Origin of the sequence: Gordonia sp. PS3 (assembly GCF_041950545.1) — a bacterium.
GTDB lineage: Bacteria > Actinomycetota > Actinomycetes > Mycobacteriales > Mycobacteriaceae > Gordonia > Gordonia sihwensis.
In genome coordinates this window covers 3,151,360-3,165,561 of sequence record NZ_CP169524.1, presented here as the reverse complement: position 1 = coordinate 3,165,561, position 14,202 = coordinate 3,151,360, and the positions used below count along the sequence as shown (strand labels likewise).

At 69.5% G+C, this 14,202-nt stretch carries 13 protein-coding genes; 8 read left to right on the top strand and 5 right to left on the bottom strand.

Translation table 11 applies throughout. The annotated features are described in order from the left end of the window. Positions 1–5 precede the first annotated feature (5 nt). From ACE11G_RS14595 to ACE11G_RS14580, 4 genes are all read left to right on the top strand, one after another. Entirely contained in the window at positions 6–2,024 is a 2,019-nt protein-coding gene (locus tag ACE11G_RS14595) for a biotin carboxylase N-terminal domain-containing protein (RefSeq protein ID WP_006894456.1), read from the top strand. A gap of 47 nt (positions 2,025–2,071) precedes the next feature. Next, positions 2,072–3,229, top strand: coding sequence for an acyl-CoA dehydrogenase family protein (locus ACE11G_RS14590; protein WP_006894457.1), 1,158 nt, complete (start codon positions 2,072–2,074; stop codon positions 3,227–3,229). A 223-nt stretch (positions 3,230–3,452) separates the two neighbouring features. Further along, positions 3,453–4,244 carry an enoyl-CoA hydratase family protein gene (locus tag ACE11G_RS14585; protein ID WP_375002693.1) on the top strand — a complete coding sequence of 264 codons (792 nt, stop codon included), beginning with the start codon at positions 3,453–3,455 and terminating at the stop codon, positions 4,242–4,244. Next, positions 4,244–4,843, top strand: coding sequence for a TetR/AcrR family transcriptional regulator (locus ACE11G_RS14580; RefSeq protein WP_006894459.1), 600 nt, complete (start codon positions 4,244–4,246; stop codon positions 4,841–4,843). The genes ACE11G_RS14585 and ACE11G_RS14580 overlap by 1 nt, the downstream gene beginning before the upstream one ends. A 17-nt stretch (positions 4,844–4,860) precedes the next feature. Here the strand turns inward: ACE11G_RS14580 and ACE11G_RS14575 are convergent, their stop codons facing one another. Next, complete coding sequence (locus tag ACE11G_RS14575; protein ID WP_045539623.1) at positions 4,861–5,367, bottom strand: hypothetical protein; 507 nt, start codon at positions 5,365–5,367, stop codon at positions 4,861–4,863. A gap of 84 nt (positions 5,368–5,451) precedes the next feature. Between ACE11G_RS14575 and ACE11G_RS14570 the strand changes: the two genes are divergently transcribed. Beyond that, positions 5,452–5,952 (top strand): flavin reductase family protein, encoded by a 501-nt coding sequence (locus ACE11G_RS14570; RefSeq protein ID WP_045539621.1) that lies wholly within the window; start codon positions 5,452–5,454, stop codon positions 5,950–5,952. 100 nt (positions 5,953–6,052) lie between these two features. Here ACE11G_RS14570 and ACE11G_RS14565 read toward each other — a convergent pair whose 3' ends face one another. The 3 genes from ACE11G_RS14565 to ACE11G_RS14555 all read right to left on the bottom strand — a co-directional run bounded on the left by ACE11G_RS14565 (position 6,053) and on the right by ACE11G_RS14555 (position 10,432). Continuing rightward, positions 6,053–7,165: an NDMA-dependent alcohol dehydrogenase gene (locus ACE11G_RS14565; protein WP_006894463.1), complete on the bottom strand. Its 1,113-nt coding sequence runs from the start codon at positions 7,163–7,165 to the stop codon at positions 6,053–6,055. A gap of 14 nt (positions 7,166–7,179) precedes the next feature. Next, the gene (locus ACE11G_RS14560; protein ID WP_045539619.1) at positions 7,180–8,679 is read right to left on the bottom strand and encodes an aldehyde dehydrogenase family protein; all 1,500 of its coding nucleotides are present in this window, start codon (positions 8,677–8,679) and stop codon (positions 7,180–7,182) included. 142 nt (positions 8,680–8,821) lie between these two features. After that, on the bottom strand, positions 8,822–10,432 hold the full coding sequence (locus tag ACE11G_RS14555; RefSeq protein ID WP_045539617.1) for a helix-turn-helix domain-containing protein: 1,611 nt from the start codon (positions 10,430–10,432) through the stop codon (positions 8,822–8,824). Between the two features lie 89 nt (positions 10,433–10,521). On the opposite strand from ACE11G_RS14555, the gene ACE11G_RS14550 reads away from it, so the two are divergent. The 3 genes from ACE11G_RS14550 (at position 10,522) to ACE11G_RS14540 (ending at position 12,737) form a co-directional block, all read left to right on the top strand. Further along, positions 10,522–11,406 carry an exodeoxyribonuclease III gene (locus ACE11G_RS14550; protein ID WP_375002689.1) on the top strand — a complete coding sequence of 295 codons (885 nt, stop codon included), beginning with the start codon at positions 10,522–10,524 and terminating at the stop codon, positions 11,404–11,406. A 169-nt stretch (positions 11,407–11,575) separates the two neighbouring features. After that, the gene (locus tag ACE11G_RS14545; RefSeq protein WP_231650294.1) at positions 11,576–12,004 is read left to right on the top strand and encodes a hypothetical protein; all 429 of its coding nucleotides are present in this window, start codon (positions 11,576–11,578) and stop codon (positions 12,002–12,004) included. 181 nt (positions 12,005–12,185) lie between these two features. Beyond that, on the top strand, positions 12,186–12,737 hold the full coding sequence (locus ACE11G_RS14540; protein ID WP_009680164.1) for a lipocalin family protein: 552 nt from the start codon (positions 12,186–12,188) through the stop codon (positions 12,735–12,737). A gap of 57 nt (positions 12,738–12,794) precedes the next feature. Here ACE11G_RS14540 and ACE11G_RS14535 read toward each other — a convergent pair whose 3' ends face one another. Then, positions 12,795–14,150 carry a TIGR01777 family oxidoreductase gene (locus tag ACE11G_RS14535; protein ID WP_375002686.1) on the bottom strand — a complete coding sequence of 452 codons (1,356 nt, stop codon included), beginning with the start codon at positions 14,148–14,150 and terminating at the stop codon, positions 12,795–12,797. Between the last annotated feature and the right edge of the window lie 52 nt (positions 14,151–14,202).

Here is a 14,202-nt window from a genome sequence, read left to right as displayed (position 1 = left end):
TGCACATGACTACAGCCATCTCTCAGAAGCCGATCACCAGCGTGCTCGTCGCCAACCGCGGCGAGATCGCGTGCCGGGTCTTCACCACCTGCGTCACGATGGGCCTGCGCACCGTCGCGGTGTACTCCGATCCGGACGCCGACGCCCCGCATGTGCGGGCCGCCGACGCCGCGGTCCGACTGCCGGGTTCCACCTCGGCCGAGACGTACCTGCGCGGTGAGAAGATCATCGCCGCCGCACAGGCGGCGGGCGCGGACGCGATCCATCCCGGGTACGGATTCCTCTCGGAGAACGCCGAGTTCGCGCAAGCCGTGATCGACGCCGGACTGACGTGGATCGGTCCGCCGCCCGCCGCGATCACCGCGATGGGCTCCAAGGTGAACGCGAAGGCGCTGATGGAGGGCGCCGGTGTGCCGGTGCTCAAGGACATCGATCCCGAATCGGTCACCGCCGATGATCTTCCGCTGCTGATCAAAGCCTCCGCGGGCGGCGGCGGACGCGGCATGCGGATCGTCCGCGAACTGGGCGAGTTGAGCGACGCCGTCGCCGCGGCCCGGCGCGAAGCGGAGTCGGCGTTCGGCGATCCGACCGTGTTCTGCGAGCCGTACATCGAGCGCGGCCACCACATCGAGGTCCAGGTGATGGCCGACGACCACGGCCAGATCTGGGCGGTCGGCGAGCGGGAATGCTCGATCCAGCGCCGGCATCAGAAGGTGGTCGAAGAGGCTCCGGCACCGCTCGTGGAGCGGATCGGTGCCGACATGCGCGACAAGCTCTTCGCGGCCGCGCGCAAGGCGGTCGAGTCGATCGGCTACCGAGGCGCGGGCACCGTCGAGTTCCTCGCCGACGAGACCGGCAAGTTCTTCTTCCTGGAGACCAACACGCGACTGCAGGTGGAGCATCCGGTCACCGAGCTGACCACCGGCGTCGACCTCGTGGAGTGGCAGCTGCGCGTGGCCCGGGGCGAGCCGCTGGGACAGATTCCGGCGACCGCTCCGGCGGGCGGCGTCGGCCACGCGATCGAGGTGCGGCTCTACGCCGAGGATCCCGCGCACGACTGGCAGCCGCAGTCGGGCACCGTCGCGCGCATCGACCTCCCCGCCGCCACCCGGTTCGGGCTGCTGGAGCGGCCCGGGGTCCGCGTGGACTCGGGAATCACCGACGGCAGCGAGATCTCGACCTTCTACGATCCGATGCTCGCCAAGGTGATCTCCTGGGCTCCCGACCGCGACCAGGCGGCGGCCGTGCTGGCCCGTGCCCTCTCGGACGCGCGCATCCACGGTGTCGTCACCAACCGCGACATGCTCGTGAACACCTTGCGCGAGGCCGACTTCCTCGCCGGCGCGACCGACACCGGCTACCTCAGCGACGAGCGGATCGCCGAGTTGTCGCGGCCGCTCGCCGGCGACGGCGCGGACGTGGTGGCGGCGACCGTCGCGGCGCTGGCGCAGTCGGCGCGCAACCGCGCCGACGCCCGTGCGGTCCCGGCGGCGCCGTCGGGCTGGCGCAACATCGCCTCCGACTACCAGCGCAAGACCTACCTCGCCGCCGATGGGACCGAGATCGTGGCGCGGTATCGCTTCGGGCGCGACGGGCGAGCCGAACTGCCCGATCTGGACGATGCGACCGTGGAGTCCGTCGAGCCCACCGAGGTGGTGCTCTCGCGCGGCGGCGTGGTGCGCCGCTACGAGGTGAGCGCGGTCGGCGACCGGGTGTTCGTCGACTGGCCGGGCGCATCGGTGACACTGACCCGCGCACCGCGGTTCGTCGACCCGGCGTCCGTGGAACGGCCCGGTTCGCTGCTGGCGCCGATGCCCGGTTCGGTGATCCGGGTGGCGGTGGCCGAAGGCGATCGCGTGACGGCCGGACAGCCGCTGCTGTGGCTGGAGGCGATGAAGATGGAGCACACCATCAAAGCACCCGCCGACGGCGTGGTGTCCGTCCTCGCGGTTGAGCCGGGACGGCAGCTCTCGGTGGGCGATGTGCTCGCCGTGATCACCGAAGAGGAACCTTCCGCGGAGTGAGTCCTCGCGGGACCAGACCTATCTCCAACCGAACTCCAGGAGCCCCAATGAGTTTCATCGAGACCGAAGAGCAGACAGCGCTGCGCGAGGCCGTGGCCGCGCTGGTGAAGAAGTACGGCCAGCAGTACTTCAGCGACTGCGCCCGACAGGGACGCAAGACCGACGAACTGTGGCAGGAGGCCGGCGAACTCGGCTTCATCGGCGTCAACCTGCCGGAGCAGTACGGCGGCGGTGGCGCCGGAATGTACGAGCTCGCGATCGTGATGGAGGAACTCGCCGCCGGCGGCAGCGGGCTGCTCATGATGGTCGTCTCGCCGGCCATCTGCGGCAACATCATCGCCCGCTTCGGAACCGACGACCAGAAGCAGCGGTGGATCCCGGGCCTCGCCGACGGCTCGATCACCATGGCCTTCGGCATCACCGAACCCGACGCCGGATCGAACTCGCATCAGATCACGACCACCGCTCGCCGTGACGGCGACGACTGGATCCTCAACGGCCGCAAGGTCTTCATCTCCGGCGTCGACCAAGCGCAGGCGGTGCTCATCGTGGCGCGGACCGAGGATGCCAAGACCGGCAGGCTCAAGCCCGCGCTGTTCATCGTGCCCACCGACACACCGGGCTTCGAGCATCAGATCATCGACATGGAGATGCTGAACCCGGAGAAGCAGTTCACCCTCTTCCTCGACGACGTCCGGCTCCCGTCCGACGCGCTGGTGGGATCCGAGGACGCCGCGCTGAGTCAGCTCTTCGCCGGTCTCAATCCGGAGCGGATCATGGCCTCCGCGTCGGCGATCGGCATGGGCCGCTACGCGCTCGACCGCGCCGTCGAGTACGCGAACGATCGGACCGTCTGGAAGACGCCGATCGGGGCGCACCAGGCGATCGCTCATCCTCTCGCGCAGGGCAAGATCGAGCTCGAGATGGCCAAGCTGATGATGCAGAAGGCCGCCACCCTGTACGACGCGGGCGACGACTGGGGCGCCGCGGTCCCCGCCAACATGGCGAAGTACGCGGCGGGCGAGGCCACCGCCAAGATCGTCGACCAGGCCATCCAGACCCTGGGCGGCAACGGTCTCACCGTCGAATACGGTCTGGCCGCGCTGCTCCCGCTGTCGCGCCTGACGCGCATCGCTCCGGTGAGCCGCGAGATGATCCTGAACTTCGTCGCGCAGACGAGCCTGGGACTGCCGAAGTCGTACTGATCCCGTTTCGCCGCCCTTTCCAGCGGACGTCGCGGGGTTTCGACTGCGGCTCTCGCCCTTTCAGGTTCGTCGAGTAGCGAGGAACGGAGTGAGGAGCGTATCGAGGCCGTTGACCTGCGCGGTCTCGATACGCCCGACTCGCTTCGTTCGCGGAGAATCGACAATCCGGTAGTTGCGACCAGCCGAGTACGGGCCTTCCTCATCGACCTTCAGAAGGAGAACCATGACCGACGACATCCTCGTCCACACCGCCGTAGACGCGTCCGTCCTCACCGTCACGCTCGACTCACCCGCCAACCGCAATGCGCTCAGCTCGGCGCTCGTCGCGCAGCTGCAGACGGCGTTCGATGCCTCGACCGACGAGGAGATTCGGGCGGTCGTGCTGACGCACACCGGCGGGACGTTCTGTGCGGGCGCGGATCTGGGGGAGGCGCTCAAGCGCGGTCTGAGCCCCGAGGAGGCGACCGCCGAGGGCGGTCGTGCGATGGTCGGACTGATCCGCACCGTCCTCGAACTCGACAAGCCGGTGATCGTCGTCGCCGACGGACACGTCCGTGCCGGTGGACTGGGGTTGGTCGGCGCGGCCGACATCGCGCTCGCCGGACCGGCCGCCACCTTCGCTCTCACCGAGTCCAGGCTCGGCCTTGCGGCCTCGATCATCTCGATCCCGTTGCTGGCCAAGATGTCCGCCCGGGCAGCCGGCCGATACTTCCTGACCGGAGAGAAGTTCGGCGCCGACACCGCGGCCGGGATCGGCTTGGTGACCGCCGCCTGCGCCACGGACGACGACCTCGCCGCTGAACTCGACAGTGTGCTGGAAGGCATCCGCAAGGCGTCCCCGCAAGGACTGTCGGTGAGCAAGAAGCTGACCACCGCGGCGCTGCTCGACGGCTTCGACGTGCACGCGCAGGCGCGCGCCGAGGAGTCGATGCGACTGTTCGCGTCCGACGAGGCGCGGGAGGGAATGACGGCCTTCCTCAGCAAGCGTCGACCGGAGTGGGACACTAGCCGCTGATGAACGCGCCACTCCGTGAACCGCAGCAGGACCGGTCCCGAGCCACTCGGGAGCGGCTGCTGGCGTCGACTGTCGACTTGCTCGCGACCCGTGGCTGGGCCGCGACGACGGTCGCGAAGGTCGCGGAGGAGGCCGGTGTCTCACGAGGCGCGGCGCAACATCACTTTCCGACGAGGGAGGCGTTGTTCACCGCGGTCATCGAGCAGATGTACGACGACATGACCGAGGACGTCGGACACTCACTGGAGAGCATCCCGTCGGGCCCGGGCCGGATCGCCGCGGTGGTGGAGCAGGCCGTCTCGATCTATACGGGAACGTCGTTCAAGGCCGCGCTTCAGGTGTGGGCCGCCGCGGCGTCCGATCCCGCCCTCGCCGACGTGATCCGTCCGCTGGAGGCCAAGATGGGCCGAGCGGCACACGCCTTCGTCGTCTCCGGACTCGACCCCGACGGGACCCGCCCGCAGGCCTACCGGCTGGCGCAGATCACCCTCGACCTCGCCCGCGGCTTCGGCCTGGCCGACACGCTGACCGACGATTCGCGCAGACGCGCCGGGGTCCAGGCGGCGTGGGTGGAGCAGCTGACCGCGGCCTTGGACTGATCGCGCCGGGGCTCGGGTCAGGAGTGCGCCATCACCTGCAGGGCGATCACTGCCAGCGCCAGCGCGGCTTCGATCGTCAGCATCACCACCTGCTGCTTCCAGCTGAGGCCCACCCGATGTACGGCTCTCGCGCAGATCAGGACCAGGGCGACGGTGAGGGCGATCGTCGACGCGAGCAGCGCCGCGTTCACGTCCCAGCCGGTGATCAGGCTGACACAGAGGAACACGAAGGGCAGCGTCACCGACGACAGCGCGCCGAAACTCGTCCGCACGGCGTGCGCGAACTCGTGACGGCTCATCATCACGCCGTGGACCACCGTGTGAGCGAGGACGTCTGCGGTGAAGACGGCGAGCACCGTGCCTCCGAGCGTCACGGCGAGGGTGGCCAGCGCGGCGGGGGCGCTCACGTCCCCGTGCGCTCGGATCGCCAGCGTCACCGAGAGCGTCGCGAAGACGAGATAGATGGACTCCTTCAGAACCGCAGCCTGTTCCTCTCGGGTCGGCTGCGCGCGGGTGCCGGACATGCACAGAGCGTAGTCGGGCCCGCCGCGGCGTAGGGTCGGTCGTGGTGGCCGGGTAACGGCCACGCGCGAGCAGAAGGGGCGGGCATGGACGACGGTCCGGTGCGCGGTTTCGAAGCGATGATGGCCTCGATCGACTCATCCGTCTACCTGGTGACGGCAGCCGCCGACGGTCGCCGAGCGGGTTGCCTGGTGGGTTTCGCCGCGCAGATGAGTATTGAACCGGAGCGGTTCGTGGCCGGGATCTCGCGACAGAACCACACCTATCCCATCGCCGCGGCGACCGGTCACCTCGGTGTGCACGTGGTCTCCCGCGAGCACCTGGATCTGGTGCGACTGTTCGGCGGAGAGACCGGGGACGAGGTCGACAAGTTCGAGCGCTGTCGATGGGTTCCGGGACCGCACGGCGTGCCGATCCTGTCCGACGCCGAGGCCTGGTTCGTCGGCCGAGTGCTGGCTCGGCACGACGTCGGCGACCACACGTGCCACGTCCTCGCTCCGGTCGCCGGCGGCGGGTCGGCCGGCGGGCGCGGAGGCTTGGCGGGACTGGCCGACGTCGACGACCTCGAACCGGGGCACCCGGCCTGACGCACGGCGGGAGGACATCCTCCTGGCGACCGGCGAATGGAAACCGCGGGCCCACCGGTGTCGATCACCGATGAGCCCGCGGAGTTCGGGGGGACGAGGCCTACGACTCGTGCATGATCACGCCGCGGATGTTCTTCCCGTCGCGCAGATCCTGGTAGCCCTGATTGACGTCCTCCAGTGAGTAACGCTGGGTCACCAGCTCGTCGAGCTTCAGCTGACCGGCGTCGTACAGGCGCAGCAGCTTCACGATGTCGTACTGCGGATTCATCGAACCGAAGAGCGTGCCCATGATCGTCTTCTGGTTCAGCGTCAGATCCGCACCCGAGACCTGGACGGTGAGCTTGGCGGGGTCGGCCAGACCGGTGATGACCACCTTGCCGCCCTTGCCGATGACAGCGGTGGCCGCCTGGACCACCGGGACGTCGACGGTACCGACCAGGATGAGGGCGGCGTCGGCGCCCTTGCCCCAGGTCAGCTCGGTCACCTTCTCCTGCGCCTCCTCGGCGGTCGCGAAGGCGTGCGTGGCGCCGAACTTCAGCGCCTCGGTGCGCTTCATCTCCACCGGGTCGACGACGACCACGTACTTGCAGCCCGCGCTGACCGCGCCCTGAACCGCATTGATGCCGAGGCCGCCGATGCCGTAGATGACGGCGGTGTCGCCCGCGCGCAGATTGCCCGCGTTGACCGCTGTGCCCCAACCGGAGGGGACGCCGCAGCCGACGAGGACAGCGGTCTCCAGCGGCAGCCAGTCGTCGACCTTGACGACCGAGTGCTGCGAGATGGTGGCACGCTCGGAGAACGTGCCGAGCATGCACATGGCGCCGAAGTCCTGGCCGTTCCCGTGAAAGCGGAAGGTGCCGTCGGGCATGGAGCCCTCGAGGATGGTGGCGCCCATGTCGCACAGGTTCTGCCGGCCCGTGGAGCAGTAGCGACAGGTGCCGCAGTTCGGGATGAAGCTGCACACCACGTGGTCGCCGGGCTTCACCTTGGTGACGCCGGGGCCCACCTCCTCGATGATTCCGGAGCCCTCGTGACCACCGACGATGGGGTAGCGGGGCGGGAGGTCGCCGTCGGTGAGGTGGAGGTCGGAGTGGCAGAGGCCTGCGGCGGTGTACTTGATGAGGACCTCGCCCGGGCCGGGGCCGTCGAGGTCGAGTTCCATGATCTCGAAGGGCTTGCCGGGCTCGAGGAGTACGGCGGCTTTGGTCTTCATGAGGGGTCCTTTGATCAGAGAGCGATGTTGACGGACTTGGTCTGGGTGTAGAGGTCGAGGGCGGAGTCGCCGAGCTCGCGGCCCCACCCCGACTGCTTGAAGCCGCCGAAGGGGAGGGCGGTGTCGAAGCCGTTGTACTGGTTCACCCACACCGAGCCGGCCTTCACCTTCGCGGCGGTCCGGTGTGCCTTCGAGATGTCCTTGGTCCAGATGCCCGCGGCGAGACCGTAGACGGAGTTGTTGGCGGCGCGGGCGACGTCGTCCTCGTCGTCGAACGGAAGGGCGGCGACGACCGGACCGAAGATCTCCTCCTCGACGATCGAGTACTCCGGCTTCACGTCGACGAAGACGGTCGGCTCGATGAAGTAGCCCTGATCGCCCCAGCGCTTGCCGCCGGTGAGGGCGCGGGCGCCGTCGGCCAGACCCTCGTTGATGTAGCGGGAGACGCGGTCGAACTGTTCCTGCGAGACCAGCGGTCCGAGCTCGGTGGTCGGGTCGAGTCCCGGTCCGATCTTGGCCTGCGACGCGGCGTCGGCGACAGCCTGCGTGAACTCGTCGAAGATGCTGCGCTGCACGAACAGCCGGGTGCCCGCGACGCAGCACTGGCCGTGGTTGAACATCCACGCGGCCACCGATCCGGCGACCGCGGCCTCGATGTCGGCGTCGGCGTACACGATGTTCGGGCTCTTGCCGCCGAGCTCGAGGGAGACCTTCTTCAAGTTGCCGGTGGCGGCCTGCACGATCTTCTTGCCGACCTCGGTGGAGCCGGTGAACGCCACCTTGTCGACGTCCATGTGCGCCGACAGTGCGGCACCCGCCTCGCCGAAACCGGTGACGACGTTGACCACGCCGGGCGGGAAGCCTGCCTCCTCGAAGACCTGGGCCAGCATCAGTGCGCTGAGCGGCGTCTGCTCGGCAGGCTTCAACACGACGGTGTTGCCCGCGGCGAGCGCCGGGGCGAGCTTCCACGTGGCCATCAGGATCGGGAAGTTCCACGGGATGATCTGCCCGCACACGCCGAGGGACTCTCGGCGGGTGTAGGCGTGGAACTCGGCGTCCGGTCCGGCGAACGGCATCGACGGGGTGATCGACGCGCCCTTGATCTTGGTTGCCAGGCCGGCGTTGTACCGCCACACGTCGGCGGACCAGCCGACGTCGACGGCGGTGGCGATGGCGACGGACTTGCCGTTGTCGAGGGCCTCGAGCTGACCGAAGATCTGGGCGCGCTCGGACAGGATGTCGCCGACGCGCCAGATCAGACGCTCGCGCTCGTTCGGCTTCATTCGACCCCACGGGCCCTCGTAGGCGGCGCGGGCGGCGGCGACCGCCCGGTCGATGTCGGTGGCGTCGCCGTGCGGGACATTGGTGATGGTCTGGCCGGTCGCGGGATCGACGGTGGCGAACGTGCGGCCGGACGCGGCGTCGACCCACTGTCCGCCGATGAGCATCTGGCGGTCGCGGGAGACGAAGTCGGCGACCTCGGGAAGCAGGGCGGAGTCGAGCGTTGCGGTCATGGGACCCTCCTGGTGCGCGTGTGATGGTTCTGCCGCCTGTGATGTGGACCACTGCGCGGCGTGCATCATTTATCGCCCGTTTCCAGGGGGTGTGCGTGTGCAGAAACTGAACAGCGCGGGTGGACGGTGCTGGACGGTCGGGTCAGCGGCCGATGCCCAGCGCCCGGATGCGGGCGTACAGCGTGGTCCGGGAGACGCCCAGGGCCTTCGCGGCGTGGGACTTGTTGCCGGCCGACGCGTCGAGCGCGTCGATGATCGCCTGCCGCTCCGCCTGCTCCATGCCCATCAGTCGAGAGGCGCGGGTGGATCCGCGGTACTCGGCGGGCAGGTCGGCGGCGGTCACCAGGCGGGAGCCGCGCGCCAGGACCGCCGCGGCGGCCTCGTCGAGCACGATCGACAGCTCGGTCAGATTGCCCGGCCACTCCTGGCAGACCAGGGCGTCGGCGGCGTCGGATCCGAGCTCCAGCTGGGAATCGATCCGCTCGACGAGTTGCTGTCCGATGGCGGCGATCTCACTGGTCCGCTGGCGCAGCGGCGGCAGCGTGATCCGGCTGCGGCAGCGGCCGAGCACCGCGGCGAGGGAGGACGAACCACCCGTTGCCGGCTCCGAGATGACGACGATCGGCGGCCTGCCCGGCTCGTACGTCGCGATCGCCGTCTGGAGGAGGCGGAGCGAGCGGTCGTCGAGGAGGTCGGCGCCGTCGATCACCAGTCCGGTCTCCCGCGACCGCGCTTCTCGGATCGCGCCGGCGAGGTCCGGGACGGTGCCGTCGAGCAGGCGGGCGGCGACGTCGAGCAGCACTCGATCGGCGGGGACCAGGGCCTCGGCGCGAGAACTGCGACCGGTTCCCGGCTCGCCGCAGATCGCGATCGACGCCACGTCGGTGGTCGTGGGGGCCGCCAGGACGGAAGCCTGGTCGTGATCCAAGCGCGGGCGCAGACGGAAGACGGCCGCGTGCCGGACACCCGGGAGACGGTCGACGGCGACGTCGGCGACGATCCCCGACACCAGCGTCATGGTGCGGTCGCGAGAGGAACCCTCGTGGACCATCATGCGCAGGGTGCCGAAGTCGCCCGGGCCCAGCAGACCGGCCGCGAGAGTGTTGGTGAGCTGCAGGTCGTCGCCCACCGCGGCGACCGCGACGTCGCGCCGCCGGGATGCCTTCTCGAACGCCGCGACGACGGCCCGGTGCTCGGCGTGGGAGCGGTTCAGCAGTCGCTCGGCGATGTCGTCGACGAGCCCGCGGACCAGCGGCACCGACAGCGGGTTGATGCGGGGCGCGATCTCCGTCATGCAGATCACGCCCGCCACGCGGCGGGTGGCGGGGTGGATGATCGGGCGGCCGAAGCAGCTCAGCCTCCGGAACTGCTCCAGGTAGTGCTCGCCGCCGTTGATGACGAGGTCGCCGCGGACCTCCGCGGTGGTGCCGAGGGCGGTCGTGCCCATCGCCTCCTCGTCGAAGGCGGCGCCATCGACGGCACCGGAGTCGGCGAGATGCCGCTCCAGGGTGGTGTCCGCGGACACCCGGGCCACCATCCGACTCTGGTCGTCGACCAGCAGTAGCGCCGTCTTGGTTCCGCCGAGGACCTCGGCCGCGCGCGCGAGCACGGGCCGCGCGGCGTCGAGGAGCGGGTCGGCGGCGGCGATGTCGGAGAGCGTCGGGACGGGACGATCGTCGGGCTCCAGGCCCGACGACTGCACGCGTCGCCACGATGCTGCGATCACGTCGCGCTGAGGGAGCTGGGTTGTCACGGGTCTACTGTGACACGGATTACAGGTGTCGGGCTAGAAGGGCGGTGCGGGTTCCGAGTCCGCTCGCGGCCCCGACTACGGTGACCGGTATGCGCCTGGCGACCTGGAACGTGAACTCTGTCAAGCAGCGGGTACCGCGACTTCTGCCCTGGTTGGACGACCGTCAGCCCGACGTCGTGTGCCTGCAGGAGACCAAGGTGTCCGACGAGGCGTTCGCCGCCGAGCTCGGTGACGAGCTCGCGGCGCGCGGCTACGAGTTCGCGCACGCCGGGCAGGGGCAGTGGAACGGCGTCGCCCTGCTGAGCAGGGTGGGGCTCGACGACGTCCGCGTCGCGTTCCCCGACGCGCCGGGCTTCCCGGACGCCGACGGTGCGCCGGAGGGGCGAGCCGTGTCCGCAGTCTGCGGCGGTGTGCGCGTCTACTCGGTGTACGTGCCGAACGGCCGCGAAGTGGACTCCGACCACTACAACTACAAGTTGAACTGGCTGGAGAAGCTGCGGCTGGCCGTCGAGCCCGACGCCGATACGACCGTCATCTGCGGCGACTACAACATCATCCCGACCGACGCCGACTGCTTCGACCCGGAGTCCTTCGTCGGACACACCCACGTGACGCCTGCGGAACGCGAGGCCTTCGCGGCGCTCAAGGCCCTCGGTCTGCACGACGTGATGCGCGAGCACTGGCCCGACAAGCAGATCTACACGTACTGGGACTACCGCGCGGGGATGTTCCACAAGGACCTCGGCATGCGGATCGACTTCCTCCTCGCCGGCGGTTCGGTGGCCGAGCGCGCGAAGGCGTCGTGGGTGGACCGGCAGGCGCGCAAGGGCACCAAGCCCAGCGACCATGCGCCGGTCTTCCTCGACCTGGACGTCGCACCCGACGGCGACGTGGGTCCGGTGGTTCCGCCGCCGTCGCGGCCCTCGAAGCCTGCCGCAGGTTCGGTGAAGCTGCCGCACACGATCGGCGACTGAGAAGCCGGGACCCGGCACCACCTCCGTCGGTCGGACGCACGACACCCCTCCACACCGCCGTCACCAGCGGATACGGTCGAGCACATGGGACTCTTCGACAAGCTGACCGGCACCAAGAAACCTGCCGCCGGAACCCCCGCGCAGCGCGCAGGAGGTCGCGAACGCCATCATGGCGGTGAATCGTCCGACGGCGCCCTTCCAGATCCGACCGGCCCGGTCCGACGAGGGCTGCGACTTCGTCGCCGAATGGCGGATCGTCGACGCCCGCTGGTACGAAGTCTTCGCGAAGGCGTCGCTGACCTCGGTCTTCCAGATCCTCCTGAAGCTGGATCCCGCGCAGCACGAGGTCCGTGCCGTCGACCGTGAGTGGACCGTCGAATGGCGCGCGGGGGTGCCGTCGCTGTCGATGAAGGCCGAGGCCTTCCGCGGGCAGAAGGTGGAGGCGTCGTTCGGGACCGCGTACGCGTTCACCGAGCAGGGCCAGTACGGCCAGGTGTACAACTATCGGTTCCGCACCGGGGAGATCAAAGAGCCGATCCAGGACGCCGTGACCGGCGCCGGGTGGACGTACAAGGGCGTGTCGTTCGGGAAGCTCTGACGGCGCAGTCGTCACCCATCCGAATCAGATCCGTCTCCGAATCCTTGATGGCGTCCGTCTTCGTCGACGCCGCCGCGGAAATGTCGCACCACAGGATCAGGAGACCGCCATGTCAGCCCCGACCGCACCAGTCACTATTCGTCGAGCCCGAGGCGGCCTGAGACGACGCGCCCTCGCGATCATGCTTACTGCCGTCGCGTGTACCGCCGCAGTCCCCGCGGCAGCCGATGCGGCGTCACCCGCGCCGTTCGCCGGGTTCGACCTGTCGGAGTACCTGGGCACCTGGCATCAGCTGGCGGCCGTTCCGCAGGCGTTCAACCTGGTCTGCGCACGTGACACCCAGGCGCGGTACTCGCTCAGCCCGCGTGGCGCTGTCACGGTTCGCAATTCGTGCACCACGTGGACCGGGCAGAAGAACCGGATCAAGGGCACCGCCACCGTGCTGGACACGAAGACCGACGCACGGCTGCATGTGAGCTTCCCGGGCATCCCGAATCCGGATCGCGGGCGCGCCAACTACATCGTGACCGCAGTGGGACCGGACTACTCGTGGGCGCACGTCACCGATTCGCGCCGGGGCTCAGGGTTCGTCCTCTCCCGTACGCCGTCGCTGTCCTCGAAGCAATGGTCCGCCGTCCGACGCGCCATCGCGCGAGCAGGCAACGACGACTGCCTGTATCTGACGTCGCCGACGACCGGTGGCTTCGAGCAGATCCGCCGACTCTGCGACTGATCTCTCCGACCGTCGCACGCCGAGGTCGTCGTGAAGGCGACCTCGGCGTGCAGCGGCTCAGTGCATGCGACCCAACTGGTGCCGGAGGCAGGCCTCGAGCGATCCCCTGCGGAACCGATGTCCCCGGTCGGCGAGCGCTGCGGGCACCGCGCGCTGGTCGGCCAGCGCCAGCTCGCGGGCGCCCTGGTCACCGAGAATCAGCCGTGGGCCGAGCGCGGGCGTCGGCAGCAGCGCAGGCCGCCGCAACACCGATGCGAGAGTCTTCGCGTACTCGGTCCCGGTGACGGGTTCCGGAGCCGTCGCGTTCACCGGGCCGGACAGGTCGGCGTCGTACAGTGCGCGGTGATAGACGTCGACGAGGTCGTCCAGGTCGATCCACGACAGCACCTGCTTCCCGCTGCCCAGACGACCGCCGAGACCCGCCGTGAACAGCGGACGCTGGATCTGCAGGGTGCCCCCGCGCGGGCTCTGGACGATGCCGGTCCGCACCTGCACGGTCCGGAGACCGCCCTGCGCTGCGGGCGCAGTCGCCTCCTCCCACGACCGCACGACGTCTGCGAGGAAGTCGTCGCCGGAGGCGGCGCTCTCGTCGAGCGTCTCGTCAGGCCGTTCGTGCCCGTAGAAGCCGATCGCCGAGGCGCTGATGAACACCGTCGGTCCGTCCGTGGCGCCGACGGCCGCGTCCGCGAGGCGGCGCGTCGGTCCGACGCGGCTGTCGCGCACCGCGGCACGGTGCCGGTCCGTGAATCGGCCGGCGATCGGGGCTCCCGCGAGATGGATCACCGCGTCGACCCCGTCGAGCAGGTCGGCGGCCGGGGCGTCGGGGTCCCACCGACGTTCGTCACGGCTCCGCGGGTCGTGGCGAACGAGGCGGATCACCCGATGGCCGCCGGTGGTGAGGAACGCGCAGAGTTGGGAGCCGACCATTCCGGAGGCGCCGCTGACCGCCACCACCGACGGTGCCAGACCGGCAGCGCGGGCCGATGTGTGGGAGGCGAGGTCGTCGGCCAGCTGCCGGTGCCGATAGCGGAAGGTGGACCGCAGCAGCGTACCGGGTACGGCGGTGTGGACCCGATCGGTGAGGCGGGTGGTGCTCGCGCTCTCTTCGGTGAACACGTGCTCATGCCTCCACGGACCGGACAGCAGGGCGGGAAGGGTCGCGATCCCGTCGGAGATCCGCTCGTCGACGAACCGATGCGGCGGGTCGTACTCATCGACGAGATGCTGCGCGCGCCATCGCAATCCGCCGGGCAGACCGAGGATCGCGTGCCCGTCGGCGATCGACGACGCCTCGCGGACCGCCCGCATCGGCTGCCACGGCGGGAGCAGCCGCAGCAATGCTCCCCGGCGTTCGTGCCATGCGAAGACCTCGTCGATCGGGGCATCGAGAAGGACGGTGTGCTCAAAGCTCATCTGGGTTCCTTACCAGTGGTGGTTCGACGCTGATTCATGACGCTGAGTGATT

Coding starts and splice junctions, on each gene's coding strand:
- ACE11G_RS14595 (WP_006894456.1), top strand. CDS start 6: ATGACTACAGCCATCTCTCAGAAGCCGATCACCAGCGTGCTCGTCGCC.
- ACE11G_RS14590 (WP_006894457.1), top strand. CDS start 2,072: ATGAGTTTCATCGAGACCGAAGAGCAGACAGCGCTGCGCGAGGCCGTG.
- ACE11G_RS14585 (WP_375002693.1), top strand. CDS start 3,453: ATGACCGACGACATCCTCGTCCACACCGCCGTAGACGCGTCCGTCCTC.
- ACE11G_RS14580 (WP_006894459.1), top strand. CDS start 4,244: ATGAACGCGCCACTCCGTGAACCGCAGCAGGACCGGTCCCGAGCCACT.
- ACE11G_RS14575 (WP_045539623.1), bottom strand. CDS start 5,367: ATGTCCGGCACCCGCGCGCAGCCGACCCGAGAGGAACAGGCTGCGGTT.
- ACE11G_RS14570 (WP_045539621.1), top strand. CDS start 5,452: ATGGACGACGGTCCGGTGCGCGGTTTCGAAGCGATGATGGCCTCGATC.
- ACE11G_RS14565 (WP_006894463.1), bottom strand. CDS start 7,165: ATGAAGACCAAAGCCGCCGTACTCCTCGAGCCCGGCAAGCCCTTCGAG.
- ACE11G_RS14560 (WP_045539619.1), bottom strand. CDS start 8,679: ATGACCGCAACGCTCGACTCCGCCCTGCTTCCCGAGGTCGCCGACTTC.
- ACE11G_RS14550 (WP_375002689.1), top strand. CDS start 10,522: ATGCGCCTGGCGACCTGGAACGTGAACTCTGTCAAGCAGCGGGTACCG.
- ACE11G_RS14545 (WP_231650294.1), top strand. CDS start 11,576: ATGGCGGTGAATCGTCCGACGGCGCCCTTCCAGATCCGACCGGCCCGG.
- ACE11G_RS14540 (WP_009680164.1), top strand. CDS start 12,186: ATGCTTACTGCCGTCGCGTGTACCGCCGCAGTCCCCGCGGCAGCCGAT.
- ACE11G_RS14535 (WP_375002686.1), bottom strand. CDS start 14,150: ATGAGCTTTGAGCACACCGTCCTTCTCGATGCCCCGATCGACGAGGTC.